At 51.4% G+C, this 26,554-nt stretch carries 21 protein-coding genes; 8 read left to right on the top strand and 13 right to left on the bottom strand.

Annotated elements, in window-relative coordinates; genetic code table 11:
- Nucleotides 1–233: 233 nt before the first annotated feature.
- From rsmG to asnC, 9 genes are all read right to left on the bottom strand, one after another.
- A complete protein-coding gene (gene rsmG / locus A6U95_RS02860) occupies nucleotides 234–854 on the bottom strand; it encodes a 16S rRNA (guanine(527)-N(7))-methyltransferase RsmG (RefSeq protein WP_065683401.1) in 621 nt (206 codons plus the stop codon).
- Between the two features lie 139 nt (nucleotides 855–993).
- Nucleotides 994–2,883 (bottom strand): tRNA uridine-5-carboxymethylaminomethyl(34) synthesis enzyme MnmG, encoded by a 1,890-nt coding sequence (gene mnmG, locus A6U95_RS02855; RefSeq protein WP_021181433.1) that lies wholly within the window; start codon nucleotides 2,881–2,883, stop codon nucleotides 994–996.
- Nucleotides 2,884–3,264: 381 nt separating this feature from the next.
- Complete coding sequence (mioC, locus tag A6U95_RS02850; RefSeq protein ID WP_024484681.1) at nucleotides 3,265–3,705, bottom strand: FMN-binding protein MioC; 441 nt, start codon at nucleotides 3,703–3,705, stop codon at nucleotides 3,265–3,267.
- Nucleotides 3,706–4,177: 472 nt separating this feature from the next.
- Nucleotides 4,178–5,689, bottom strand: coding sequence for a basic amino acid/polyamine antiporter (locus A6U95_RS02845; protein WP_074423314.1), 1,512 nt, complete (start codon nucleotides 5,687–5,689; stop codon nucleotides 4,178–4,180).
- 72 nt (nucleotides 5,690–5,761) lie between these two features.
- The gene (locus tag A6U95_RS02840) at nucleotides 5,762–8,134 is read right to left on the bottom strand and encodes an Orn/Lys/Arg decarboxylase N-terminal domain-containing protein (protein WP_065683399.1); all 2,373 of its coding nucleotides are present in this window, start codon (nucleotides 8,132–8,134) and stop codon (nucleotides 5,762–5,764) included.
- Between the two features lie 82 nt (nucleotides 8,135–8,216).
- Nucleotides 8,217–9,683 carry a basic amino acid/polyamine antiporter gene (locus tag A6U95_RS02835; protein WP_065683398.1) on the bottom strand — a complete coding sequence of 489 codons (1,467 nt, stop codon included), beginning with the start codon at nucleotides 9,681–9,683 and terminating at the stop codon, nucleotides 8,217–8,219.
- A 194-nt stretch (nucleotides 9,684–9,877) separates the two neighbouring features.
- Nucleotides 9,878–10,192: an acid-activated periplasmic chaperone HdeB gene (gene hdeB, locus A6U95_RS02830; protein WP_065683397.1), complete on the bottom strand. Its 315-nt coding sequence runs from the start codon at nucleotides 10,190–10,192 to the stop codon at nucleotides 9,878–9,880.
- Between the two features lie 50 nt (nucleotides 10,193–10,242).
- A complete protein-coding gene (locus A6U95_RS02825; RefSeq protein ID WP_065683396.1) occupies nucleotides 10,243–10,830 on the bottom strand; it encodes a DUF308 domain-containing protein in 588 nt (195 codons plus the stop codon).
- A 394-nt stretch (nucleotides 10,831–11,224) separates the two neighbouring features.
- The gene (gene asnC, locus A6U95_RS02820; protein ID WP_021181440.1) at nucleotides 11,225–11,686 is read right to left on the bottom strand and encodes a transcriptional regulator AsnC; all 462 of its coding nucleotides are present in this window, start codon (nucleotides 11,684–11,686) and stop codon (nucleotides 11,225–11,227) included.
- A gap of 155 nt (nucleotides 11,687–11,841) precedes the next feature.
- Between asnC and asnA the strand changes: the two genes are divergently transcribed.
- On the top strand, nucleotides 11,842–12,834 hold the full coding sequence (asnA, locus tag A6U95_RS02815) for an aspartate--ammonia ligase (protein ID WP_065683395.1): 993 nt from the start codon (nucleotides 11,842–11,844) through the stop codon (nucleotides 12,832–12,834).
- A gap of 3 nt (nucleotides 12,835–12,837) precedes the next feature.
- Here the strand turns inward: asnA and viaA are convergent, their stop codons facing one another.
- Both viaA and ravA read right to left on the bottom strand, forming a co-directional pair.
- On the bottom strand, nucleotides 12,838–14,301 hold the full coding sequence (gene viaA, locus A6U95_RS02810) for an ATPase RavA stimulator ViaA (RefSeq protein ID WP_065683394.1): 1,464 nt from the start codon (nucleotides 14,299–14,301) through the stop codon (nucleotides 12,838–12,840).
- A 2-nt stretch (nucleotides 14,302–14,303) separates the two neighbouring features.
- On the bottom strand, nucleotides 14,304–15,812 hold the full coding sequence (gene ravA / locus A6U95_RS02805) for an ATPase RavA (RefSeq protein ID WP_065683393.1): 1,509 nt from the start codon (nucleotides 15,810–15,812) through the stop codon (nucleotides 14,304–14,306).
- Nucleotides 15,813–16,121: 309 nt separating this feature from the next.
- On the opposite strand from ravA, the gene kup reads away from it, so the two are divergent.
- The 7 genes from kup to rbsR all read left to right on the top strand — a co-directional run bounded on the left by kup (nucleotide 16,122) and on the right by rbsR (nucleotide 23,972).
- On the top strand, nucleotides 16,122–17,990 hold the full coding sequence (kup, locus tag A6U95_RS02800; protein ID WP_065683392.1) for a low affinity potassium transporter Kup: 1,869 nt from the start codon (nucleotides 16,122–16,124) through the stop codon (nucleotides 17,988–17,990).
- Between the two features lie 166 nt (nucleotides 17,991–18,156).
- A complete protein-coding gene (rbsD, locus tag A6U95_RS02795; protein WP_021181445.1) occupies nucleotides 18,157–18,576 on the top strand; it encodes a D-ribose pyranase in 420 nt (139 codons plus the stop codon).
- Between the two features lie 7 nt (nucleotides 18,577–18,583).
- Nucleotides 18,584–20,089 (top strand): ribose ABC transporter ATP-binding protein RbsA, encoded by a 1,506-nt coding sequence (gene rbsA, locus A6U95_RS02790; RefSeq protein ID WP_021181446.1) that lies wholly within the window; start codon nucleotides 18,584–18,586, stop codon nucleotides 20,087–20,089.
- 6 nt (nucleotides 20,090–20,095) lie between these two features.
- Nucleotides 20,096–21,064 (top strand): ribose ABC transporter permease, encoded by a 969-nt coding sequence (gene rbsC / locus A6U95_RS02785; RefSeq protein ID WP_024484670.1) that lies wholly within the window; start codon nucleotides 20,096–20,098, stop codon nucleotides 21,062–21,064.
- A 25-nt stretch (nucleotides 21,065–21,089) separates the two neighbouring features.
- Nucleotides 21,090–21,977, top strand: coding sequence for a ribose ABC transporter substrate-binding protein RbsB (gene rbsB, locus A6U95_RS02780; protein ID WP_024484669.1), 888 nt, complete (start codon nucleotides 21,090–21,092; stop codon nucleotides 21,975–21,977).
- Between the two features lie 62 nt (nucleotides 21,978–22,039).
- Nucleotides 22,040–22,966, top strand: coding sequence for a ribokinase (rbsK, locus tag A6U95_RS02775; protein ID WP_065683391.1), 927 nt, complete (start codon nucleotides 22,040–22,042; stop codon nucleotides 22,964–22,966).
- 4 nt (nucleotides 22,967–22,970) lie between these two features.
- Nucleotides 22,971–23,972, top strand: coding sequence for a ribose operon transcriptional repressor RbsR (gene rbsR, locus A6U95_RS02770; RefSeq protein ID WP_065683390.1), 1,002 nt, complete (start codon nucleotides 22,971–22,973; stop codon nucleotides 23,970–23,972).
- On the opposite strand, the gene mdtD is transcribed toward rbsR, so the two are convergent.
- The gene (gene mdtD / locus A6U95_RS02765) at nucleotides 23,969–25,387 is read right to left on the bottom strand and encodes a multidrug transporter subunit MdtD (protein ID WP_065683389.1); all 1,419 of its coding nucleotides are present in this window, start codon (nucleotides 25,385–25,387) and stop codon (nucleotides 23,969–23,971) included. The two genes, rbsR and mdtD, sit on opposite strands and share 4 nt — an antisense overlap.
- A gap of 37 nt (nucleotides 25,388–25,424) precedes the next feature.
- Nucleotides 25,425–26,114, bottom strand: a complete 690-nt coding sequence (locus A6U95_RS02760; protein WP_065683388.1) for a FadR/GntR family transcriptional regulator — start codon at nucleotides 26,112–26,114, stop codon at nucleotides 25,425–25,427.
- Between the last annotated feature and the right edge of the window lie 440 nt (nucleotides 26,115–26,554).

Below are 26,554 nucleotides of genomic sequence, written 5' to 3'. Positions count from 1 at the left end.
TCACAGGAATAATAAAGCAACACTCAATTAACACTGACAGCAAATCGGAATCTTTCGCACATTGTTGCTAACGTGACTATCACTCACTGGAATGATGCATTTTTGACATAAGAATGTTAATTGAAGGTAAATAAACGAAAGAAAGGGCCAATCTGATTAGCCTGCTTGCTATTTACCTTCTGTACCCTACACCAATCGCTGATTATTTGATGCTAAACAATTCTGATTTGGCTTTAGTGGGCTTTCAGGACGATCAAATGGCGCTCGCCATCCAGCTCCGGCACCTGCAAACGCACCACCGACTCCAGAGAAATCCCTTCTGGCAACTGGGCCAACTCGTCTTGCGGGCAAACCCCTTTCAGCGCATAAAAACGGCCCTTCCCTTTGGCTGGCAGATGGTGACACCAAGCCAACATGTCTTGCAGTGAAGCAAAAGCCCGGCTGATCACACCATCAAACGGCGGCTCTGCCACAAACTCTTCCACACGGCTCTGTATCGGCTCGATATTGTTCAGCCCCAGCTCATGCTGTACCTGGCGCAGGAAGCGTACGCGCTTGCCCAGGCTGTCTAACAGGGTGAAATGGGCATCGGGCCGCACTATTGCCAACGGAATGCCTGGCAAACCCGGGCCGGTGCCAACGTCAATAAAGCGTGAACCTGTCAGATGGGCATTCACCACGATGCTGTCCATGATATGACGCACCAGCATTTGCTGCGGATCGCGTACAGAAGTGAGGTTGTAAGCCTTGTTCCACTTGTCGAGCATAGCGACATAGCCCAACAATTGCTGCTTTTGTTGATCGGGAAGCGAAATTCCAGCCGCTGCAAGCAACGAATCCAATTTTTTTTGCACAACAGAGTCCTCTGACAGGCGTGGAACAGCAGGCCAATCTGCAACTGCTCTCTTAGGCAGTCTATGATAATTCAGGCTTGAGATGATGTCAGCGGCCGTTTGCTAAGGAGATAGGCAAACGGCCACTCGGTGAGCGGATTTATGCGCTGCGGCGCAGTAAGCCCTGCTTTTTCAGCCAGATTAGCAAAATAGAGATCGCTGCTGGGGTGATACCGGAAATGCGCGAAGCCTGACCGATCGAGTTAGGCTTGTGATCGTTCAGTTTGGCGATCACCTCGTTGGACAATCCGGAGACCTGACGATAATCGAGATCCAGCGGCAGCACGGTGTTCTCGTTGCGCTGTTGTTTGTCGATCTCATCTTGCTGGCGAGCGATGTAGCCTTCGTATTTCACCTGAATTTCCACTTGCTCAGCGGCTTCGGTGTCTGCCAGTGCAGGAGCAAAAGCTGCCACCGCGGTCAGTTGGCCATAATCCATTTCCGGGCGGCGCAGCAGTTCTTCGCCGTTGGCTTCACGTGACAGAGGAGCTTTCAGCAGGACGTTAACCTGCTCGACGTTCTCTGAATGCGGGTGCACCCAGATATCACGCAGACGCTGGCGTTCCTGTTCGATGTGCTCAAGCTTTTCGCAGTAGCGCTGCCAGCGCTCATCGTCAACCAGCCCCAGTTCACGGCCTTTTTCCGTCAGGCGCAGATCGGCGTTGTCTTCACGCAGCATCAGACGGTATTCGGCACGTGAGGTAAACATGCGGTACGGCTCTTTGGTGCCCAGTGTACTGAGATCGTCCACCAGCACCCCAAGGTAAGCCTGATCGCGGCGTGGTGACCAGCCTTCGTCTTCAACGGCATAACGTCCGGCGTTCAACCCAGCCAACAGGCCTTGTGCAGCAGCTTCTTCGTAACCGGTGGTGCCGTTGATCTGGCCTGCGAAGAACAGCCCTTGAATAAATTTGCTTTCCAACGTGGGCTTCAGATCGCGTGGATCGAAGAAATCGTACTCGATGGCATAGCCAGGACGAACGATACGGGCATTTTGCATCCCTTCCATCGAACGCACGATCTGCATCTGTACGTCAAACGGCAAACTGGTGGAAATCCCGTTCGGGTAGATCTCGTTGCTGGTTAACCCTTCTGGTTCCAGGAAGATCTGGTGCGCATTACGATCGGCAAAGCGCATCACCTTGTCTTCGATCGATGGGCAATAGCGTGGGCCGATCCCTTCGATGATCCCGGCATACATCGGGCTACGATCGAGGTTATTGCGGATCACGTCATGGGTTTTTTCATTGGTGTGCGTGATGTAGCACGGCACCTGCTGTGGATGCTGGCTGGCGTTGCCCAGGAAAGAAAACACTGGAATTGGCGTATCGCCATGCTGCTCAGCCAAAACGCTGAAATCTATGGTGCGTGCATCGATACGGGGAGGTGTACCCGTTTTCAGGCGATTGACACGCAGAGGCAGTTCACGCAGGCGCTGTGACAAAGAGATCGACGGAGGATCCCCAGCACGGCCACCGCTGTAGTTTTCCAGGCCGATGTGGATCTTGCCATCCAGGAAGGTGCCTACGGTCAGCACTACCGCTTTGGCACGGAATTTCAGCCCCATCTGGGTCACCGCACCCACCACTCGATCGTTCTCGACGATCAGATCCTCAACCGGTTGTTGGAAGATCATCAGGTTTGGCTGGTTCTCCAATGCGGTACGAACGGCTTGGCGATACAGGACGCGATCTGCCTGAGCTCGAGTGGCTCGCACTGCCGGGCCTTTGCTGGCGTTTAGTATCCTAAACTGGATGCCCGCATGGTCGATCGCCTTGGCCATCAGCCCGCCGAGTGCATCGATTTCCTTGACCAGATGCCCTTTCCCGATACCACCGATCGCCGGATTACAGGACATTTGTCCCAGCGTGTCGATATTGTGGGTCAGTAATAAAGTCTGACGTCCCATACGTGCCGCAGCCATGGCGGCTTCGGTTCCGGCATGGCCACCACCGATGATAATGACGTCAAATTGCTCTGGATAAAACATGGAACAGCACCTCGGAGTACTTGCGAACGATCGTTGTTTGCCCTGGGGGGAGGATTCTACTCAAGTTTAGTCGATCGACCAAGCGGTCAGGATCTTAGGTAATTAAAAGAAGATCTTTTTTATTTAAAGATCTCTTTATTAGATCTCTTATTAGGATCGCGATCCTCTGTGGATAAGTGATTATTCCAGATAAAGATCAGCCGATTAAGCAGGATCGTTTGCTGTGAATGATCGGTGATCCTGGCCAGTATAAGCTGGGATCTAAATGGCATGTTATCCACAGGACAGAAAGCGTACGACGGTTGTTATTGGGATAACTACCGCTTATACCCTGCTTTTAAGCCTAGTTATACACAATCGTTCGCGCGATCTTTAACCGAATTAGAGTAAAATAATCCAATTCTTCAGCCATTCTTCGGCAGGATCCTCGGGAATTTCATGTTGGGTCACGTCGATCTCTAGACGATCGCCGATCCTTTTCGCTCCACGAGCCTGGAAAAGATCGTCGATCTGTTTGATCGCACCACAGAAGGTATCGTACTCAGAACTGCCCAAACCGACGGCACCGAACTGCACCTGCGATAAATCAGGTTGCTGCTCTGCCAGTTGTTCTAACAGCGGCTGCAAGTTATCTGGTAAATCACCGGCACCGTGAGTGGAGGAAACCACCAGCCAGCGGCCTGACAGCGTCAATTCATCCAATTCAGGGCCATGCAGCATTTCCGTTGAGAAACCTGCTTCTTCAAGTTTCTCGGCCAAATGTTCAGCCACGTATTCTGCGCTGCCAAGCGTGCTGCCACTGATCAGAGTAATGTCTGCCATGAATGAATGATCCCAACCTTAAACTCAAGAGGCCGTATTGTACTCTGTGAATCAGCTGGGATCTACCTGTGGATAATATGGGTATAACGATCGGCGTAAGCAGGATCCACCAACAACATCAACGCTTCATTAGACATAATAATGGCGGTGTTTTTTCATAATTGATTGATTTAAATAGCTAGAAAATCATTGGGCGGGGGCTGAAGCCATCTTGCCAACCTTGCCGTGGTTGTTCCTATACGAGGATAAGTTTTATTTTTCAGTTGGTGGATAAGACAGAGGGTGGGGCGAAAAGCCCTGTGCATGAGTGCAGAAGCAAGCGTTACTGGCGGTGTGATGACATGATCAGCCGCGGCTGTGGTTAACCATGTCACCAATTCCTTAAACACTGGCTCTTTCAATGAAGCCTGAGGTCATCAAATCGCAGCTTCGCTCCCCCTAGGTTCTCTTGGGCTAGGGGGCAAGAGATCGTTTATAGCGTGATACGCCCCATCATAAGCAACCAGATGACGATGGCATCAAGCAGCAACAGGATGGACAGATATAAAATTTCTTTATTCTGGAACAGCGGCTGATTGTCACCCTTCTCTTTACGAGACCATATGAACACTGGTAGCCCGCAGGTAAGCAGAATGGGAACCAGCGCCACATACTGGATTTGGCTGGCATAAAGGATAAACAGGCAGAATATGACGCCAAGAATGCCGCTGACAAGGGCAAATTTACGACCCTTTTTGGCATACTGATCATACTCACGATTGAGGCAAATTTTCGCCATATACAAGGTCGTGGTGATGTATGCAGGCACCACCATCAATGCACTAATGTTGTACATCGTGTTCCAGGCGTCATTAGAAAAATAGACTAATAACATCGCGGCCTGCATTACAAAACTGCTGACCCAAAGGGAAACATTGGCAGCCTGTTTGCTATTGGTGCGCGCAAAAGCCCGTGGGAAAGCGCCTTTTTGCCCTGCAACCATGGGAATTTCAGCGCAGAGCATCGTCCAGGCTAACCAGCCAGCCAGCACAGAAATAATCAGTCCCACGTTCATTAACCAACCGCCCCAGTGACCGACTACTTTCGCCAGGACGCCTGCGGTTGAAGGATTACTGACCTGAGCGAGTTCAGCCTGCGGCATTACGCCAAACGGCAATATTGACATCAGTATGTAGATGATAAGTGCCAACAAAAACCCCAGTAGCGTGGCCTTGCCGACATCTTTCTTGTTTTTGGCTCGTCCAGAAAGAACGACTGCGCCTTCTACGCCAATAAATGCCCACAGTGTTACCGTCATTGGGGCAAGGATTTGCGACATCAGTGATACGGGTTTAGCGTGGTTGCCGACCCCTTCGACGATTTGTGGTGCAGTTCCCCAAAAGTTGCTAAACAGCTGAGAATAATTGATTAAGAAGCCCAGTATGACAACAAACAACACCAGTGGTACAAGTTTGGCAATGGTACCGAGGGTGTTCACAAAACCTGCAACTTTCGTCCCGGACAAGACCAGGAAGTTGTAACCCCAAATCAAGACCGAACCGCAGATAATTGAATTCAGGTTATTGCCATCGGTGAATACACCGGGGAAAAACTGGTTTAACGCGTCCATCAAGATTACGGCGAAGGCGACGTTGCCAAAGGCAGTCATCAGCCAGTATCCCCAGGCGACGTTGAAAGCAATAAATGAGCCGAAGCCTTCCTGGGCATACATATAGACACCCGCCTGTAGGTCGGGGCGCAGGTCGGACAACAGGCGAAATGAGTTCGCGATAAAGTAGATACCAATACCTGCGATAAGCCACGCGATAATGATCGGCCCTACTGCCGAGGTAGCAGCTGTGTTTTGGGGAAGGCTAAATACACCACCGCCAAGCATAGATCCTACAACAATGGCGATTAATGCAATTAGCCCGAGCTTGTGCTCGCCGTCTGTCTTTGCTGTGTCAGTAGCACTCGTTGATGATGTTGAAGATTGATTTGACATAAATAAAACCCTTGCATCGGAATAGACATCACCCCGGCCCTGGCGGATCGGAGTGATGAGATAACTAGATGATTATTGGCGACCTTTTTTAATAGTTGTAGAAACCCGGCGTTTGAAACGGAGCTGTTCCGGCCGTTTTACAGCTTTGCGTTCATCTTCAACGATGGCTCTTACCCAAAAGTCACCGTTTTCATCAACGTTGATACCCTGGATCTCATGTTCAAAACCTGGGAAGTGTTTATCAAAGTCCTGTAAAGCACGCAGATAGCCCATAATGCCTTTGTCGCCAACTGGCAGACGTTCGCCTGGCATCAAGACCGGGATACCTGGTGGGTAAGGAACCAACATGCTGGCGGCAATACGGCCAGAAAAATCATCCAGGCGGATGTGTTCCGCCTTATAGCGCAGCACTTTCTGATAGGCCGCAGCCGGAGTCATCACCGGTTCAGGGTCGGTATTAACCGCCTCATTAATGTGGTTCATCAGATCCAGATCGCACATTTTTTCATGCATCTGCTGGCAGAGTTGTTTCAGGGTCAAGTTATCGTAATGCGGTGATTGGCCTTTCAAAGACGCAATAGCATCAACGGCAAGCGCATCGGAGTCATAGAGTTTTTTAAAGGTCAGCAGGCTTTCAATTAACGTGCCCCATTTCCCTTTGGTGATACCAACAGAAAACAGAATGAGGATCGTGTAATCGCCGGTGCGGGCAATTTCAATCCTTTTGTCATCAAGGAATTTGGTAATCAAATAGCCAGGAATACCCTGCTCTTGGTAACTACCGTCCAGGTTAATACCTGGGCAGGTAATGGTGACTTTTACCGGATCAAGCATGCTATTGGTATCAACCAGATCTTCATCGTGAAAGCCGTGCCAGCTATCGCCCGCACATAATTCCCAACATTCAGGACCCTGGTTGAGTAGCTCAAGCGGAGCCTCTTCAAAGCTGTACTGTTTACCCGTTGCCTTATCATGAACCTCCGCCGGCTGTAGAACGTCAAAAAACCAGGCTGATTCGCCCTCTTGCTTACGAATCTGGCGTTTAACGGAAACGACGGCTTTACGGAAAGCAATGGCTTCATCGATCGACTCCTGTACCAAGGAACGGCCGGAATCTCCTTGCATCATACTTACCGCTACATCAATTGAAGCAATGATCGGGTAAAAGGGAGATGTGGTACCGTGCATCATGAATGAATCGTTAAAATCATCGAAATCCAGCGGAGCACGGTGGCTTTTTTTCACATGGATCATTGAGGCCATTGATAGAGAAGGCAGCATTTTATGGGTCGACTGCACGGCAAAAATGGTCGGACGATCGGGAGTATCTTCAACGTCCATTGCGAAACGGTTCTTATACATCGGATGGAAACGGGCATACGCATACCAGGCTTCGTCAAAATGAATGCGCGGTACGCTGGCTCCCAAATATTTCACCACATCATTAACGTTGTAACAGAAACCATCATAGGTACAGTTAGTGACAACCGCATAAGTGGGCGACGTGTTTACCGCATCTGAAGTTAGCGGGCTTTTGGCGACCAACTCATCAATACTTTCTTTTTTCAGGCGTTGGGTCGGTATTGGGCCAATCAGCCCATAGGCATTACGTGTGGGCTTAAGGTAGACCGGGCGTGCCTGGGAAAGCGTTAGGCCATGATTTAGCGATTTATGGCAGTTACGGTCGACAATGGCAATTTCATCCGCTGCGACCGCCCCTTGAGCCACGATACGATTGGAGCCGGATGAGCCGGAAACGCCATAGAACGTCCAATCAGCGCCAAAAAGTTCTGCGGCGATGTCTTCTGATTTTTTGGACGGCCCAGCATGGATGAGATAATCCCCCATTTCAGCTGTAGCGACTCCGATATCGGCCCGCATCATGTTTTCGCCGAAGAAGTTGATAAATTCAGTACCGACGGGATGCTTTAAATAGGCCATACCCCCCATGTGCCCTGGGCAGTCCCAGTAATAGTCACCGTCTTCGGTAAAGTTTTTTAACGTTTTAAAGTAAGGCGGCAGCAGGTTTTCAGCATATCGGTGAATAAGCGTATAAATACGATTGGCAGTGAAGGTTGGGGTTTCAGAAAACAAATAAATATACTCATTTATCTCTTTGAGTATAGCAAGGGGAACCCTGTCAGTGACATTGTCTTCAGATAATAATAAAAGAGGCGCAGTGGCATTTCGCTTACGGAAAAATTCAATGAACTCCTGACATTCAATATCTATTTTAGGATTACTTGAGTCCCAGTAAATCCCTACCGCACTGTATTTTTGGCTTTCATTAATAACCTTCACTGCATCGCTCATATGATCCACAATGAAGGTAGTAAATCCTCTGGCTTTAACGGCCGCGTTGAGCTCTTCAAGAGCTTGTGTCGCGGGATTATCTTGTTTTAATCCTCGAGAGGATACAAACAAAATATTGTGATTAAACTTCATGATTAATTACCTTTTTTGAATGAATAAATTAGTAGCCACCGATTAATCGGCGACAAAAAATGGCGTCTGAACAAAAAAATGGTTATAGATTTATCGTACCATTCATAAAGAGAAACCCTGTAAACGCATCAAGAGCGATTAATGATAAGAAAATTTTCATTTCATTACCTTTAAATATTTTTTTCATGCCTCCCTCATGAATACGTGCCCAAAAGAATAAAGGTAAGCCTAACGTTAATAGCATAGGCACCATGGCAAGATATTTCGGTTCGCTGGCGTAAAACATAAACAAGCAAAATAACAGCCCTATCACGCCACTGATTAGTGCACTGATACGGCCATTACGAGCATAATTATTATATTCACCATTGATACATAACTTGCATAAATAAGCGGTAGATAGCAGATAGACTGGTAATACTGTCAAGGCTGAAATCGAGAGCATGGCTATCCAGGCGTTACTTGAAAAGTAGACCATTAAAACCACAAGCTGCATTAAAGCGCTGCTGACCCATAGTGAAACCGATGCCGCTCCTTGATGGTTTCGTTTAGCAAATTTTTCTGGGAAGGCTGAGTTTTGAGCTGCAACCATAGGAATTTCTGCACAAATCATGGTCCAGGCTAACCAACTGGTTAACACCGAGATCAGCACACCAATATTAATCAGTCTTTCGCCCCACTCGCCGACAACAATTTTCAGGATCCCTGCGGTTGAGGGTGTGGCGATCACGCTCAGTTCTTTTTGAGTCAGGACCCCGAAAGGTAGGATAGAAATCAAGATACATATGATAAGTGAAATAATAAAACCAATTAAGGTTGCCCTGCCGACATCTTTTTTGTTTTTTACTCTTCCAGACAACGCTACGGCGCCCTCAACACCAATAAAACACCATAGCGCGACATCAAGTGGCGACTTTATCTGGGAGAATACCGAGCCTAGATACTCCTTAGGAAATAAAGGATTGTTTGCCCAGATGTTACTGGTGAGTTCGTTAACGTTAAGGAAATAAACCAGAACGAATACAAATATAACTAGAGGTATTAGTTTTGCTAACGTCCCTATAATATTTACCGCACCTGCCAGTCTTGTCCCGGACAGCACCAAAAAATTGAATCCCCAGATAAGAATAGATATGCCAATAATTGAAGGGATATTGTTTCCGCCGCTAAACCCTCCCGGGATAAAATAATTCAGGGTATCCATCACCATGATACCAAAGGCGACGTTGCTGAAAATAGTCATCAGCCAATAGCCCCATACGACAATAAATGCGCAGAAGGTACCAAAACCTTCCTGAGCATACATGTAGATGCCAGCCTGTAGGTCTGGACGAATATCCGAAAGAATAATAAATGTACGAGAAATGAAATACATCCCGAAGCCGCAGATTAGCCAAGCTATAGCCACAGAACCCACTGCTGAACTGGCGGACATATTCTGTGGTAGGCCATCAACGCCACTGCCAATCATCGAACTGACTACGATAGCAACTAATGCCAATAGACCTAATTTTTGATTGCTATCTTTTGCTGCTATACCTGTAGGCATAATTTATCTTCCTATTATAAAAAATAACAGTATAGATTGTTATTTTTTAGCGAAAATCCTTCTGCCTTTTAAAGTAAAAATCCCGAAACTCCAACTGAGAGTATTATCTGATTTTGAGGAGTGTTTGTGGAGCGTTAATTTTTGTTATACTGATAAAGTCAGTTATCGTAGATAGCTGACTTTATCAGATGGTATTATTTAACTTCGTTAAACCATTGCTTAAGTTCTTCCAGCTTGCTTTCAGGTTTTTGCTTGCAGGCTTTGATGACCTGCGGAACGAAGATGGTTTCTACTTCATTCCAGTCAACATAGTCACCTTGCTGATAAACATTATCTTTATTGACTACCCAGAATGCTACAGGGGTCATCGCCTTAGGATTCAGATCAATAAACTCTTTGCAAGTCATATCCTGTGGGGTTGTTTTATCCGTAGTTTCTGCATTGGCAATATTAATACTAGACACAATCAAAGCAGAAGCGATAAGGATGTTTTTCGTAAATTTAGTCATGGTAACTCTCTCCTAATTAATATTAAATAAGAATGAAAAATGTTTCGAAATCAAGTGAAGGATTGATTGTCTTTATGATGGTTAAAACCATAGTTAAGCATGAATAAAAACCATGACGTTAACACCATTTCAAGACCGATTAACATTACGGTTAATAGATATGATGTGTTTTCACCAGCACTCAACCAGAGGAATGCAATAGCAAAATCCAGGATCCCGATAAAAATACACCAGTAACGCCCAATCATTTCACTATTGTTAAATGCTGTAGTCAGGCGACTCAGTCCCCCCAACAAAAATAGAATGCAAATGAGCATTGAAAGAATGTTCATTCCCACCATTGGGCTTGATAAAAAGCTAATTCCTAGGAAAATATAAATAATGCAAAATAGACACAATGAAAAAAAACTCGAAGTGTTTTTTCTAAAAGCTAATGCGCTGACGAAGGAGTATACCCCTGAAATAACAAACAAGCTTCCTAAAAGATAGCTTAAAGCAATGCCAGAATAGACAGGGACGAGTAGACATAAAGTACCGCACAGTAAAAGCAGTACGGCTAAAAATAAAACATTTTTTTTATATTTACTCAATGCCCGGAGACTGAGTTTGTTAATTGTATCACTGTCAATATAAACCATGATCTCTCCCTTGCTTGCCACGCCTGCTATCAGTGCATGATCAAAGTGTAGTTCTATAAAGTGAGAGAATAATATTTTAAACGACTCATTAGGTATATAAGAGCGTATAACTACAGATGTCGTATGATTCCTACATATGTAAGACTTACATTTATAATTATTTACAGATTAGTGATATTTACGTGCATGATTAAATAATTTAACAAATGCTTCACATGCGTCAGAAACACCCTATTGATGCAAACGTGACCTTCGTAGACCCGATTTTCAATCTTTTTGATATGTTCTGTCTTTTACTCTCTGGCAAAGTGATTTTTCTCAATCAGGTTTCGGGCTGCCTTACACAGCACCACGGGCCTATCATTGAGGCTTGTGGGCTGTGAAAAATCGCTTATTAAGGCGTAATAGTTCGCATGATAGGATTCTGCAACGAGATCAGCGTCTCTGTTGACTGGATCTCGTCGATAGTCTGGATCTTGTTGATCAGTACCTGTTGCAACGCATCAATCGAGCGGCACATCACCTTGATAAACACGCTGTAGTGGCCGGTGGTGTAATAGGCTTCCACCACTTCCTCCAGGCTTTCGAGCTTTTTCAGCGCCGAAGGGTAGTCCTTGGCACTCTTCAATATGATGCCGATAAAGCAGCAGACGTCGTAGCCCAGCTGTTTTGGGTTCACATCCACCCGCGTTCCGGTGATGATCCCGGCCTGCTTCATCTTCTCCACCCGCACATGAATGGTGCCGGGGCTGACGGCAAAATTCTTCGCCAGTTCAGCGTAAGGCATGCGAGCATTCTCCATTAATGCGTTGAGGATGCCGCGATCGAGATTATCGATCTGATAAATTTCTGCCATTAAATGCCCCTTTAATTGCTGATTGTTGAATTATCACCGCTTAAAAATGACCGATTAAAAGCGAAAAGGCAATATTGATTGATGGATATTGAATTTAGGTGCCATTCTGTTGCTTAATCATTGGCAACTAGACAGATTATTCAAGAGATACGGCAATGAAAAAGCAGTTTATCCAAAAACAACAACAAATCAGCTTCGTGAAATCCTTCTTCTCCCGCCAGTTGGAACAGCAGCTTGGCCTGATTGAAGTGCAGGCTCCGATCCTCAGCCGACTGGGTGACGGTACTCAAGATAACCTTTCTGGCAGCGAAAAAGCCGTTCAGGTGAAAGTCAAAAGCCTGCCGGACTCGACGTTTGAAGTAGTGCACTCGCTGGCTAAATGGAAGCGTAAAACCCTGGGCGAGCACGATTTCAGCGCGGGTGAAGGTGTGTATACCCATATGAAAGCGCTGCGCCCGGATGAAGATCGCCTGACGCCGATCCACTCGGTGTATGTCGATCAGTGGGATTGGGAACGTGTAATGGGAGATGGCGAACGTAGCCCGGCTTACCTGCAAGATACCGTTAAGCGGATCTATGCCTCTATAAAAGAAACGGAAGCCGCGGTGAGCCGTGAATTTGGTCTGGCACCGTTCCTGCCAGACCAAATTCACTTTGTTCACAGCGAAACGCTGCTGCAACGTTACCCTGAGCTGGATGCCAAAGGCCGTGAACGTGCGATCGCCAAAGAATTGGGAGCCGTATTCCTGATTGGTATTGGTGGCAAACTCTCACATGGCAAATCCCATGACGTGCGTGCACCGGATTATGATGACTGGACCACGCCAGGTATTGAAGGGCTGAAAGGGTTGAACGGTGACATCGTGGTGTGGAACCCGGTATTGCAGGATGCGTTTGAACTTTCTTCAATGGGCATCCGTGTCGATGCGGCGGCGCTGCAACATCAGCTGGCGTTAACCGACGATCTGGATCGCCTGAAGCTGGAATGGCACCAGTCCCTGCTGCGTGGTGAAATGCCTCAGACGATTGGTGGCGGGATTGGTCAATCACGCCTGGTGATGCTGTTGCTGCAACTGTCGCATATTGGGCAAGTACAGTGTGGCGTGTGGGGACCAGAAGTACGCGAGAGCGTTGAAGGGCTGCTGTAACAGCTAGCGACTCCAGCGCCGTAGTAAACGGCTTTTTAACCCGGTATCAAAGCGCCAGATATGATCGAAGATGCGCATGATGCCGGGTTTGCCATAGGCTGACATGGCCACCGCATGAAAGCGTTGCTGGTGGCTTTGCTGCTGTGACTTCACTTTCTTGATCACCTCTTCCGGCAGCCGCTGGGCAATAAAATCGGAAATAATCACCGCATCGGCGTCAAACCAGTCGCTTTCCGCCATTTTGCTGACGGTGGCATTCAGGCAGGCGGCCAAATCCGTCCCGCCACGAAAATGTTGGCCCAGGAACCGCACCGCCTGTTCGATACCGCTGGCGGCCGTCAGTTCATAGTGCACAATCTGGCTGGCAAACAGCATGATGTAGCAGCGGCGGTTGTCTGCCAGTGCGATGCGCAACAGTGCCAGGCAAAAGGCCTTGGCGCATTGTTCATTAAAGCCGCCCATTGAGCCGGAAGTATCTACGCAGACAATAAACGGCCCGCGTGGCTGCCGGTCCTGCTGCTGATGGGTGACTTGGCGCATCATGATCTGCTCCTGCCAGGCATCCCCTTGCAGGCGATAGGTCAGCAACCGTTTTTCCAGCAGCCGCCGGTAAAACTCAAACTCCAGCTCTTCAATGCCCAACGCCGCCAGTTCGGGTGGCAGTAGCCGCAGGATGTCGTCACTTTGGTGTATACCGCTGACCTCTTCCGGCTGAATGGCGGGTACCTGCACCATCACCCGGTATGGTTCCGGCTGCGCATCTTGTTGCTGCACCGCCTTGGCTTCATAGCTGCGGCCCAGTTGCTGTGCCAGCTTTTGTAGCTCTGGCTGCTGTTGCAGGAAGTCCCCGTACTCCACCAGCCGTTGGTAGTCACCACGTTGTAACTGGCCTTTGCTCATATCCCATAATCGGCCCGCGGCCGTGTCGTTCTCTGCCAGCACCGGCTCCAGTGCGCCGCTCAGCGCCAACCGTTCTTGTAGCTCGGCCATCAGTTGTTCACGCTCCTGCTCCAGTAACTTATGGTGCAGCATCGTGGCCTGCAGCGTCAGGCTAATGCGCCAGCGTTGCAGAAACAGGGTCTGGAAACTACCATCGAGCGGGTGAGTGGTGAGATCGGCTGCGTCCACCATACTCCGTGCCTGGGTGTAAAACGGCGACGCGTATTGGCGTAGCAGATCGAGCGTATCGTTAAGGTTTTGCGAGAACTGGCCGTGGCTTTCCAACTGGCATTGCTGATAGCGGTAAAACTCTTGCGCCAGCACCGGCGGCACCACGGCTTGCTGAATGCGATCTTTCAGCTGTAACTTCCAATGAGGCAGATCGCGGTTGATCGCCCGACGTATCGCCGGGAATTTATTGAAAAACACCGCCAACTGCGGCGTGGCCAACATGCCAATGATCAGCTCTTCGATCAGCTCGCCTTCGGAGATCGACAACAGCATATCGAGCGTTTCGAGGCTCAGCATGGTTACTGGCCGCGCATTTGCTGGGACAGCTGTTTGATCTGCTCGGCCACCTGCAGCAGGCTGGCTTCAATTTTCGCCAACCCGGCGGCAGGGGTGAACAGGCAAGGTTGATGCTGGCTGAATAGCCGCCGCTGTTCCGCCTGGCGCTGGCTGAGTGTTTCAATTTCGTCCAGAAATTCTGGTGGGGTTCCGCCGCTCGGCTTACCCGGCATGGCCAGCAGGGAGGGCTGGCGGCTGACGTCTAACACTGTAAGGTGCAGTTGCTCATCGACTTCCAGATCGATCTGCTGGGCAAAACCAATGCCGTTGAGCTTGGCGCGCACGTCACCGCCTTTTTGCAGCCAGCTTTCCAGCATGCTGCTTTCGATACTCAGGTGGTTAACCTGGATGTCGTGCAGCTGTAGTGGTTTTTGCAGCAGCAGCGTCAAAGTGGTGCCAGTGAGCGGATGCTCCAGCACGTATTGTGGCTTGCGGCTGAACATGCCGCCTTTTTTCACCAGTTGGATGGCCTGGCGATGGCTCTGCTGCTGTTGATGCTGCATCCAGCGGGTGTGGATCTGCTGTAGTTGTATCAACAAGGTTTGTTGCTGGTAGGCCTGTTCGGTCAGCAACTGATCGATTTGTTGCTGTAACAACTTTAATGATGTCCGATCGTGCCACAGGCAATCCTTCAACAGCATTAAATCCAATGGCACGATGGTGTCGCGGCCGCTGAAAAAGGCACAGGCCTGCAGTAAGCGCAGGGATTTCTTCCAACGCCGGTCGGAAACATAAGGCGCCTGTTCCAAAGCGTCTAACCGTTGGCGCAGCAGGAAAATCAGTTCAAAGCAGTTTTCCGGCAGTTTGACCTTATCGATCAGCGGTTGCCATTGATGGAACTCTTCATCGCTGATGCTCAGCGCCTTGGGCACCGGGTTGTCGCTTTCATTCTGGCGGGCCACCAACAGAGAGCGGAAATTCTGCTTATCCTGCACCTTATCAAGCCACAGCCGGATCAACATACGGTCATACAACGCTTCAAGGCTGCTATCGGCCTCGGGTAATTCATTGGAGGCGGTGACCAGCAGGCGCAGCGGAATGGGCTCTTCACTATTGCCGTTACGGAAACGGCGCTCGTTGATGGCGGTCAGCAGGGTATTGAGGATAGCCGGGCCTGCCTTCCAGATTTCATCAAGAAACACGATCTCGGCTTCGGGCAGATAACCCGCAGTCAGGCGCTGATAGCGGCCTTCATCTTTCAGTGCCTGGATCGACAGAGGGCCAAACACCTCTTCGGGCGTGGAAAAGCGCGTCATCAGGTATTCAAATGAGCGAGCGCTGCGGAAGGCAAATTTCAGCCGGCGGGCGATCAGACTCTTGGCGATCCCCGGTGGGCCGAGCAAGAACACGCTTTCCCCGCACAAAGCTGCCAGCAAGCACAGCCTGATAGCCTCTTGCCGTTCATAAAGGCCGCTCTCCAGCGCACTGCTGAGGCGGGAGATCCGTTCTGCCAGAAGTGTTGATGACGCCATAAAATAGCTCGCGTTGTCCGGAGGTTAGAGCCTGCCACCCAGGCCGACAGCCAATCTTGCTAGAGAATTCGATGATAAACCATCATTATTTTTAGCCTTATAGCTGGTTGATTAGTAAAATTTTTCTATGCTCAACAAGGGGGATGATTCACATTTTGTTTATTTTTGGGGTCAGATAGTAGAGTAGGCAAGTGCTATAAATGATGCATACTGTGCGCCTTTTACCGGGTGTGACGGATCTTAGAGCCCGTATCTTTAGCCTGATGCTGATGCGTCGGTTGACGGATGATCTAGCAAAAGAAGCAAACTATGAGCACAGAACATAAACAGTCTTTATCGGCGGTTACCCTGGCGGCTATTGGGGTCGTTTACGGTGATATCGGCACCAGCCCGCTCTATACCTTGCGAGAATGTTTTTCCGGCCATTACGGTTTTGACGTCCGTCCCGACGTGGTGTTTGGTTTCCTTTCCTTAATCTTCTGGATGTTGATTGTCATCGTTTCCCTGAAGTATCTCACCTACGTCATGCGTGCGGATAACGCCGGTGAAGGCGGGATACTGACGTTAATGTCTTTGGCTGGGCGCCATACCTCGGCGCGTACCACCTCTTTGCTGGTGATCCTGGGCCTGATTGGTGGCAGCTTCTTCTATGGCGAGGTGGTGATCACCCCGGCGATCTCGGTGATGTCGGCGATCGAAGGGTTGGAGATTGCCGCACCGTCGCTGGATCCCTACATCGTCCCGCTCTCCATTCTGGTATTGACCTTACTGTTTGCAATCCAAAAACATGGCACCGGTAGCGTGGGCAAACTGTTTGCCCCGGTGATGCTGCTGTGGTTTATCGTGTTGGCGGTTCTGGGGGCGCGCAGCATTATCGCCAACCCGGAAGTGTTGCAGGCGCTGAACCCGAAATGGGCCTTCAACTTCTTTGTTGAATATAAGAAGGTGTCGTTCTTCGCGCTCGGTGCGGTGGTACTGTCGATTACCGGTGTGGAAGCGCTGTATGCCGATATGGGCCACTTTGGCAAATTCCCGATCCGCCTGGCCTGGTTCACCGTAGTGCTGCCTTCGCTGGTGCTCAATTACTTCGGCCAAGGGGCATTGCTGCTGAAAAACCCGGAAGCGATCAAGAACCCGTTCTTCCTTTTGGCCCCAGACTGGGCACTGATCCCGCTGTTGATATTGGCCACGCTGGCCACGGTGATCGCCTCGCAGGCGGTAATTTCCGGCGTCTTCTCGTTGACCCGCCAGGCCGTTCGTCTGGGCTATCTGTCACCGATGCGCATCATTCATACCTCGGAAATGGAGTCCGGCCAGATCTATATCCCGGTGATCAACTGGACCCTGTATATCGCCGTGGTGTTGGTGATTGTGGGCTTTGAACACTCCAGCAACCTGGCCGCGGCCTATGGTATTGCGGTGACCGGCACCATGGTATTGACCAGCATCCTGATCACCTCGGTCGCCATCAAGAATTGGCATTGGAATCGCTTCCTGGTGGGGGGCATTCTGGCGATGCTGCTGATTATCGATGTGCCGATGTTCTCGGCGAACGCCCTGAAGCTGTTCTCTGGTGGTTGGTTGCCACTGATGTTGGCCTTGGTGATGTTCCTGATCATGATCACCTGGAAGAGCGAACGCTTCCGTCTGCTGCGCCGGATGCATGAACACGGTAACTCCCTTGAAGCACTGATTGCATCACTGGAAAAATCACCGCCGGTTCGCGTGCCTGGCACCGCTGTGTTTATGTCGCGGGCGATTAACGTGATCCCGTTTGCTCTGCTGCATAACCTCAAGCACAACAAAGTGCTGCATGAGCGGGTGGTGCTGCTGACCTTGCGTACCGAAGATGCCCCTTATGTGCATAACGTCCGGCGGGTAACGATTGAACAACTGTCCCCGACCTTCTGGCGGGTGGTGGCCAGCTATGGCTGGCGTGAAACGCCGAACGTTGAGGAAGTCTTCCACCGCTGTGGGTTGGAAGGGCTGCCATGCCGGATGATGGAGACGTCGTTCTTTATGTCCCATGAATCGCTGATCCTCACCAAACGGCCGTGGTATTTGTTCCTGCGCGGCAAGCTGTTTATCGCCCTGAGCCGCAACGCATTGCGGGCTGCCGACCAGTTTGAGATCCCACCCAACCGGGTCATCGAACTGGGAACCCAGGTCGAAATCTAAATCAGGGGCTCAGCATTTGCTGAGCCCTTCTTTTTTAGCTACGCTTTATCGAACGTGAGCGAAACGTTTCGATGGCGATCACATTTCCGCTATTACAGGGTTGTCTTCCCCTGCTGATTTTCTAAACTGACCCAATAGCGAAACGTTTCGCTGCTGGAGTTTACTCATGAAAAAAGGCGTACTACTGAATTCTGACGTTTCTGCGGTGGTCTCTCGTCTCGGCCACACCGATCAGATCGCGATTTGTGATGCTGGCTTGCCGATCCCTGCCGTGACGCCGCGTATCGATCTGGCGCTGACCCAAGGGGTGCCGACATTCTTGCAGGTTGTCGGCGTGGTAACGCAGGAAATGCAGGTAGAGAGCGCCATCTTGGCGGAAGAGATCGTCAAGCATAACCCATCGCTCCACGAAGCGTTGCTGGCCCAACTGACGCAGCTTGGCCAACACCAGGGCAACACCATCAGCATCAGCTATATCAGCCACAGCGCGTTTAAAGCGCAAACCGAACATAGCCGGGCCGTGATCCGCAGCGGAGAATGTTCGCCCTACGCGAACGTGATCCTTTGCTCCGGCGTAACTTTCTGAGGCACCTATGCAACCTTTACTGCAACTGAAAGGGATCGATAAGGCCTTTCCCGGCGTGAAGGCGCTTTCTGGGGCCGCCCTGAGCGTTTATCCCGGCAGGGTAATGGCGCTGGTGGGGGAAAACGGTGCCGGCAAATCCACCATGATGAAAGTGCTGACCGGTATCTACAACAAAGATGCGGGCAGCCAATATTTCCTCGGCAAGGAAGTGGCCTTCAACGGGCCGAAGGATTCGCAGGAAGCAGGGATCGGCATCATCCACCAGGAACTGAACCTGATCCCGCAGCTGACCATTGCCGAGAACATCTTTCTTGGCCGCGAGTTCGTTAACCGCTTTGGCCGCATCGACTGGAAACGCATGTATGCCGAAGCGGACAAACTGCTGGCGCGTTTGAACCTGCGTTACAGCAGCCACCGGCTGGTGGGGGAATTGTCGATTGGCGATCAGCAAATGGTGGAAATTGCCAAGGTGCTGAGCTTTGAATCCAAAGTGATCATCATGGATGAGCCGACCGATGCCCTGACCGATACCGAAACCGCCTCGCTGTTTAAAGTGATCAACGAGCTGAAAGCCGAAGGCCGTGGCATTGTTTATATCTCCCACCGCCTGAAAGAGATCTTCGAAATCTGCGACGATGTGACCGTATTCCGTGACGGGCAATTTATTGCCGAGCGGCCGGTTGCCGAACTGAATGAAGATTCGCTGATTGAAATGATGGTGGGCCGCAAGCTGGAAGAGCAGTATCCACGCCTGAATCTGCCGCGCGGTGAAAAACGCCTGCAGGTGAGCCACGTTTCCGGCCCTGGTGTGCATGACGTCAGCTTTACTTTATACCGCGGTGAGATTCTGGGTGTGGCTGGCCTGATGGGGGCTGGGCGTACCGAACTGATGAAGATCCTGTACGGTGCGGCGCCACGTAAAAGCGGCACCGTCAACCTGGACGGCCATGAGGTGGTAACTCGTACTCCTCAGGACGGCCTGGCCAACGGTATCGTCTATATCTCCGAAGACCGTAAACGTGATGGTCTGGTACTGGGGATGTCGGTGAAGGAAAACATGTCGCTCACCGCGCTGCGCTATTTCAGCCGTGCCGGTGGTGGCCTGAAACATGCCGACGAGCAGATCGCCGTCAGTGATTTTATTCGCCTGTTCAATATTAAAACGCCGTCGATGGAGCAACCGATTGGCCTGCTTTCCGGCGGTAATCAGCAAAAAGTGGCAATTGCCCGTGGCTTGATGACCCGGCCAAAGGTGCTGATCCTCGACGAACCGACCCGCGGCGTCGACGTCGGGGCCAAAAAAGAGATCTACCAGTTAATCAACCAGTTCAAGCAGGAAGGGCTGAGCATCATTCTGGTGTCTTCGGAAATGCCGGAGGTGCTGGGCATGAGTGACCGCATCCTGGTGATGCACGAAGGCCACCTCAGCGGCGAATTCCCGATTGAACAGGCCACCCAGGAAGTGCTGATGGCAGCAGCCGTCGGCAAGCAATACGGCGTAAAGCAGGAGTAATCAGATATGAGTTCACAAAGTGTCGCAGCTAAGCGCTGGTTCAGTAAAGAGTGGCTGTTGGAGCAGAAATCGCTGATTGCCCTGCTGGTGCTGATTGCCGTGGTGTCTTCGATGAGCCCGAATTTCTTCACCGTTAATAACCTGTTCAACATCCTGCAGCAAACCTCGGTGAACGCCATTATGGCGGTCGGCATGACGTTGGTGATCCTGACTTCCGGCATCGATTTGTCGGTCGGATCGCTGTTGGCGCTGACCGGAGCGGTAGCTGCTTCGATTGTCGGATTTGAAGTCAATGCGGTGGTGGCCGTTGCCGCTGCGCTGGCGTTGGGGGCTGCCGTAGGTGCCTGCACCGGGATTATCGTTGCCAAAGGCAAGGTTCAGGCGTTTATCGCCACCCTGGTGATGATGCTGTTACTGCGCGGTGTGACCATGGTGTACACCAACGGTAGCCCGGTCAATACCGGCTTTACCGACGTTGCCGACACCTTTGGCTGGTTCGGGATTGGCCGTCCGTTGGGCGTTCCTACCCCGATCTGGATCATGGCCATCGTGTTTATCGCCGCCTGGTATATGCTGCATCATACCCGTCTTGGCCGCTATATTTATGCGCTGGGCGGCAACGAAGCGGCTACCCGCCTTTCCGGTATCAGCGTCGATAGGGTTAAAATCATCGTTTACTCCCTGTGCGGCCTGCTGGCGGCACTGGCTGGGGTTATTGAAGTGGCGCGTCTGTCCTCTGCACAACCTACTGCGGGTACCGGCTATGAGCTGGATGCCATCGCTGCGGTGGTGCTGGGTGGTACCAGCCTGGCTGGGGGTAAAGGGCGCATCGTCGGTACCCTGATCGGGGCGCTGATCCTTGGCTTCCTGAATAACGGTTTGAATTTACTGGGTGTTTCTTCCTACTACCAAATGATCGTGAAAGCAGCCGTTATTCTGCTGGCGGTTCTGGTAGACAACAAAAGTAACAAGTAACCTCTCCCCTACAGGAATCACGACCATGAAAATGAAAAAACTGGCAACCTTAGTTTCGGCCATCGCATTAACTGCCACTCTGAGCGCTAACGCCTTGGCAAAAGACACCATCGCGCTGGTGGTTTCTACGCTCAACAACCCGTTCTTTGTTTCGATGAAAGAGGGGGCGCAGTTGGAAGCCAACAAGCTGGGTTATAACCTGGTGGTGCTGGACTCCCAGAACAACCCGGCGAAAGAGTTGGCCAACGTGCAGGATCTGATGGTGCAGAACCCGAAACTGCTGCTGATTAACCCAACCGACTCTGACGCGGTAGGTAACGCCATCAAGATGGCCAACCAGGCCAAGATCCCAGTCATTACGCTCGACCGTATGGCAGCGAAAGGCGAAGTGGTTAGCCATATCGCTTCCGACAACCGTGTGGGCGGTAAAATGGCTGGTGACTTTATTGCCCAGAAAGCCGGTGCTGACGCTAAAGTGATCCAGCTGGAAGGCATTGCCGGGACATCTGCTGCCCGTGAACGTGGTGAAGGCTTCCAACAGTCACTGGAGCAGAACAAGTTTAAACTGCTGGCCAGCCAGCCGGCGGATTTCGATCGTACCAAGGGTCTGAACGTCATGCAGAACCTGCTGACCGCGCATCCAGACGTGCAAGCAGTGTTTGCACAGAACGATGAAATGGCTCTGGGTGCGCTGCGTGCATTGCAAACAGCCGGTAAAACGGATGTCATCGTGGTTGGCTTTGACGGCACTGCAGACGGCGTGAAAGCGGTTGAAGGCGGTAAACTGGCTGCCACCGTGGCACAGCGTCCGGATCAGATCGGTGTGATTGGCGTAGAAACGGCAGATAAGATCTTGAAAGGTGAGAAAGTACCGGCGACTATCCCGGTTGATTTGAAACTGGTTACCAAGTAAGTCATCTCCAGCGCCATCGGAACGGGGCGTGACGATGGCGCGCAATTTAAGGGATCCCTGTGATGGAAACAGCAAAGCTGGTGGTTTTGGGCAGCATCAATGCCGACCATATCCTCAATATCAACCAATTTCCCCAGCCGGGCGAAACGGTGATCGGCCAGCAGTATAAGGTGGCCTTTGGTGGCAAAGGGGCTAACCAGGCGGTGGCTGCCGGGCGCAGCGGTGCGGATATTGCCTTTATTGCCTGTGTAGGCGAAGACGATATTGGTGAACGAATTCGCCAACAACTGGCAACCGATCGCATTGACACCCAACCGATTGAAGCTATCACTGGCAGCACCACCGGCGTGGCGCTGATTTTCGTTAATGCCGAAGGCGAGAACGTGATTGGTATCGATGCCGGTGCCAACGCGGCGGTCACTCCCGATTATCTCAACCGCTATCGGCAACGGGTTATCGATGCTGATGCGTTACTGATGCAGCTTGAATCACCGCTGGACACGGTGATTGCCGCCGCCAAACTGGCCAAGCAGCACCAAACCCAGGTGATCCTTAATCCGGCTCCGGCCTGTGAGCTGCCTGACGAACTGTTAGCCATGATCGACATGATCACCCCGAACGAAACTGAAGCCCAGCGGCTGACCGGTATCGCGGTGAATAATGACGCTGACGCCGAGCGTGCCGCCAACATCCTGCATGATAAAGGCATCGGCTGCGTGATTATCACCCTCGGTAGCCGTGGTGTGTGGTTGAGCGAAAACGGTAAAGGTAAATTGGTTCCGGGCTTTAAGGTCAAGGCGGTGGATACCATCGCGGCCGGTGATACGTTCAACGGTGCCTTGGTTACTGCTTTGCTCGAAGGCAAAGTGATGAGTGATGCGGTGCGTTTCGCCCATGCGGCGGCGGCCATTGCCGTTACCCGGCCGGGTGCACAACCTTCCGTGCCATGGCGTGAAGAGATTGACGCCTTCTTGCAGCAACAGGGATAACGCTTTGGCTACCATGAAAGATGTCGCCCGTCTGGCGGGTGTTTCAACCTCGACGGTCTCGCACGTGATCAATAACAATCGCTTTGTCAGCGACAGCGTGCGTGACAAAGTCATGGTGGCCGTGGAACAGCTTAACTATGCCCCTTCCGCACTGGCGCGTAGCCTGAAACTCAATACGACGCGCACCATCGGCATGCTGGTGACCTCCAGCAATAACCCATTTTATGCCGAAGTGGTGCGCGGCGTGGAACGCAGCTGCTATGAACGTGGCTACAGCCTGATCCTGTGCAACACCGAGGAAGATGTGGCGCGTATGAACAGCAGCATGGAAACGCTGTTGCAAAAGCGGGTGGATGGCCTGCTGGTGATGTGTACCGAAAACCACCGCCCTTCGCAGGATGCGCTGAGCCGTTACCCCTCTTTGCCGATCGTGATGATGGACTGGTCGCCGTTCGAAGGGGCCAACGATATCATCCAGGATAACTCGTTGCTGGGGGGGGAAATGGCTACCGATCATCTGATCGCTCGCGGCTATCGCCAAATCGCCTGTATCGCCGGGCCGCTGGATAAAACCACCGCGCGCCATCGTTTGGAAGGCTATCGCCGAGCCATGCAGCGTGCCGGTCTTGAAATCCTGCCGGGCTATGAGGTGTATTGCGACTTTGAGTTTGAAGGGGGCGTGCATGCCATGAGGCAGTTGTTGGCGTTGGCCGAGCCTCCCCATGCGGTGTTTGCTGGCAATGATGCCGTCGCCGTGGGCGTTTACCAGGCGCTGTATCAGGCCGGGCTGGCGGTGCCACATGACATGGCCGTGATGGGTTACGACGATATCGAACTGGCCAAATATCTGGCCCCACCGCTTAGCACCATTCATCAGCCCAAAGATTCGCTCGGGGAACTGGCGATCGATGCGCTCATCAACCGCCTGCAAAACCCCGAACGTGATGCCCAGATCCTGGTGCTGACGCCAGAGCTGGTGGAAAGAGACTCTGTCGGCTACCGCTAACGGGTCACCTTTGATTCTTTGCGTGATTTCTCTTTGCCTGTGATCAGGTTATTGCCGTCTTTTCTTCTTAACAGCATAAAGACGAAGGCCGAAGCGACGGTCACTATCCCCATGGTAATAAAGGTGTAGTGGAACTGATCGATCATGGTGCCGATCTCCATCGAGCCATAGAAGCGCAACACGGCGGCACTGATCGCCACGCCAAAGCTGATAGACAACTGCTGTGTCACTGCCAGTACGCTATTGCCGGAACTGGCGTTGCCATCGTTCAGGTCTGCCAGGCTGATGGTATTCATGGCGGTAAACTGCGTCGACATCGCCATCCCTAGAACAAACAGCGGCAAAATCATCAGCCACAGCGGCATACCCGGGCTTTGCAGTGAGAACTGTGCAATCAACACGCCGATAATGATAGTGATACCCACCAACGTCTTACGATAGCCGAACCAGCGCAACACCTGGGTAACGGTAGACTTGGCCATCAGAGAACCCAACGCCGTCGGGGCCATCATGCAACCGGCGACGATCGCCGAATAGCCAAAGGCCACCTGCAGCATCAACGGCATCAGGAACGGAACGCAGCCGGTCCCCAGCCGCGAGGCCACGTTACCGGCAATGCCGACGGAAAAGGTGCGGGTCTTGAACAGATCCAGCCCAATCAGCGGCTGAGCGTGGCGGCGGGCGTGAATGATATAACCAAACAGCATCACAAAGCCGCTCAGGAACACCCCCAGAGAAATGTAATTGGCCAGCACCTGCTCGCCTAATAGCTCCAGGCCGGTGGAGATAAGTACCAGGCTAAGGCCAAACAGCATAAAACCGATGAAATCAAAGGGCCGCTTCGGCGTGGTGAAATCCGGCATGTATTTGCGGGCGTAGACGATGCCGAGTAAGCCTATCGGGATGTTAATCAGGAAGATCCAATGCCAGGTAGCGTAGGTCACCAGCCAGCCGCCAAGCAGCGGCCCCATTATTGGCCCAACCAGGCCAGGCATGGTGACAAAGTTCAGTACCGGCAACAGCTCACTACGCGGATAGGCCCGCAACAGGGCAAGGCGTGCCACCGGCATCATCATCGCGCCGCCAATCCCCTGTAAAATACGTGAGGCAACCAGGAAACTCAGCGTCGGTGACAAGGCACATAATAGTGAGCCAAAGGTAAACAGAGATACGGCGATAATAAACACCCGCCGGGTACCGAAGCGATCGGCCAGCCAGCCGCTCACCGGGATTAGCATCGCAACCGTCAGGGTGTAACAGATCACCGCCGACTGCATTGCCAAGGGGGAACGGTCTAGGCTGTGGGCTATCGCCGGTAAGGCGGTATTGAGAATAGTGGCATCCAATGCCTGCATAAAGAACGCCATCGCGGCGATCCAAGGCAACCCTGCCATGCTGCGTGCAGATTTTGTCATCGTGATCCCATTTTCCTTCTATATATAGCTGCGGAGTTTACGCATTCCCCTGCAACAATGTTTGGCATGCAGTGAGGGCTGCGGTGCTGTCACTGGCGACGATGGCATCCACAATGGCCTGATGGTGTTGCAGCTTGATCACTTCATTACCGGTGATCGCCCGGAAATAGCTTTGATACACCGAGCTGAACAGGTTGGCGAACGAGGTGAGAAACGGATTGGCGCTGGCTTCATAGATCAACTGGTGGTACTGGGTATCGACTTCAATCCAGCGTTCGCGGTCAAAATCCACATGTAGCGCCTGCATTTCTGCCATCAGAGTGACTAATCGCGCCTTTTGCTCCGGGGTAGCATTGATTGCTGCCAATGTACAAGCTTGAGGTTCGAGCGACGTGCGTAGGATAAGGAAGTGCTGCATTACCTGGTCGAAGTTTTCCCTGGTCATCCACCAGGTCAGCAGATCCTGATCGAGGAAGTTCCATTGGCTTTGCGGCATGACCCTGGTGCCGATGCGGGGGCGCGGTAACAGCATGCCTTTGGCCGCCAGCATTTTTACCGCTTCACGTACCGCAGTGCGGCTGACGCCAAACTGTTCTGCCAAATCCATCTCGCCTGGCAGGATGCTGCCGGCTTGATATTCACCGGCCAGGATCTGTTGGCCGAGCTTTTCTGCCAGCAGATAAGAAAGATTACGCTGTGCCGCCTGTTGTTGAGCATCGAATTGCATGGCTGCGGTTCCTTTAACTGCATTGTTATCTTTCATTTTACGCCAGGGAGCGCCAGCTTCTACGGCTGTTTTCGGGAAAAAGTGGCAAAAACGACGAACAAGACAGCGTTTTGCCGAAAAAAGCCGCGCTTGAAAAGTTTTTTGAATTTAGGGGTTGCGCCCTTCCGAGAACTCCCTATAATGCGCCTCCACTGACCGGGAACAACGACTCCTCTAACGAGAACCAGTCGCCCAGCCAGGAAGACCAACCCGATGAAAACATCGAAATAAAGGTTGACTCTTCAGGGGAATCGCGTAGTATACGCCTCCTCGAGTTAGCAAGCGAAAGCGCGTAACTCACTGCTCTTTAACAATTTATCAGACAATCTGTGTGGGCACTCACAAGACGATATCCAGCTACTTCGGTAGCAAAAAAATATCAAGTCTTGAAGAGTGACCAA

The organism is Serratia sp. 14-2641, assembly GCF_001692375.1.
Lineage (GTDB): Bacteria > Pseudomonadota > Gammaproteobacteria > Enterobacterales > Enterobacteriaceae > Chania > Chania fonticola_C.
Note: the sequence above shows the minus strand (reverse complement) of the source record. Positions and strands in the feature narration are given on the sequence as shown.

What these genes read in the sequence shown, in the direction of transcription:
- mnmG (WP_021181433.1), bottom strand. Translation starts at nt 2,883, where the DNA reads ATGTTTTATCCAGAGCAATTTGACGTCATTATCATCGGTGGTGGCCAT.
- mioC (WP_024484681.1), bottom strand. Translation starts at nt 3,705, where the DNA reads ATGGCAGACATTACTCTGATCAGTGGCAGCACGCTTGGCAGCGCAGAA.
- A6U95_RS02845 (WP_074423314.1), bottom strand. Translation starts at nt 5,689, where the DNA reads ATGTCAAATCAATCTTCAACATCATCAACGAGTGCTACTGACACAGCA.
- A6U95_RS02840 (WP_065683399.1), bottom strand. Translation starts at nt 8,134, where the DNA reads ATGAAGTTTAATCACAATATTTTGTTTGTATCCTCTCGAGGATTAAAA.
- A6U95_RS02835 (WP_065683398.1), bottom strand. Translation starts at nt 9,683, where the DNA reads ATGCCTACAGGTATAGCAGCAAAAGATAGCAATCAAAAATTAGGTCTA.
- hdeB (WP_065683397.1), bottom strand. Translation starts at nt 10,192, where the DNA reads ATGACTAAATTTACGAAAAACATCCTTATCGCTTCTGCTTTGATTGTG.
- A6U95_RS02825 (WP_065683396.1), bottom strand. Translation starts at nt 10,830, where the DNA reads ATGGTTTATATTGACAGTGATACAATTAACAAACTCAGTCTCCGGGCA.
- asnC (WP_021181440.1), bottom strand. Translation starts at nt 11,686, where the DNA reads ATGGCAGAAATTTATCAGATCGATAATCTCGATCGCGGCATCCTCAAC.
- asnA (WP_065683395.1), top strand. Translation starts at nt 11,842, where the DNA reads ATGAAAAAGCAGTTTATCCAAAAACAACAACAAATCAGCTTCGTGAAA.
- viaA (WP_065683394.1), bottom strand. Translation starts at nt 14,301, where the DNA reads ATGCTGAGCCTCGAAACGCTCGATATGCTGTTGTCGATCTCCGAAGGC.
- ravA (WP_065683393.1), bottom strand. Translation starts at nt 15,812, where the DNA reads ATGGCGTCATCAACACTTCTGGCAGAACGGATCTCCCGCCTCAGCAGT.
- kup (WP_065683392.1), top strand. Translation starts at nt 16,122, where the DNA reads ATGAGCACAGAACATAAACAGTCTTTATCGGCGGTTACCCTGGCGGCT.
- rbsD (WP_021181445.1), top strand. Translation starts at nt 18,157, where the DNA reads ATGAAAAAAGGCGTACTACTGAATTCTGACGTTTCTGCGGTGGTCTCT.
- rbsA (WP_021181446.1), top strand. Translation starts at nt 18,584, where the DNA reads ATGCAACCTTTACTGCAACTGAAAGGGATCGATAAGGCCTTTCCCGGC.
- rbsC (WP_024484670.1), top strand. Translation starts at nt 20,096, where the DNA reads ATGAGTTCACAAAGTGTCGCAGCTAAGCGCTGGTTCAGTAAAGAGTGG.
- rbsB (WP_024484669.1), top strand. Translation starts at nt 21,090, where the DNA reads ATGAAAATGAAAAAACTGGCAACCTTAGTTTCGGCCATCGCATTAACT.
- rbsK (WP_065683391.1), top strand. Translation starts at nt 22,040, where the DNA reads ATGGAAACAGCAAAGCTGGTGGTTTTGGGCAGCATCAATGCCGACCAT.
- mdtD (WP_065683389.1), bottom strand. Translation starts at nt 25,387, where the DNA reads ATGACAAAATCTGCACGCAGCATGGCAGGGTTGCCTTGGATCGCCGCG.
- A6U95_RS02760 (WP_065683388.1), bottom strand. Translation starts at nt 26,114, where the DNA reads ATGCAATTCGATGCTCAACAACAGGCGGCACAGCGTAATCTTTCTTAT.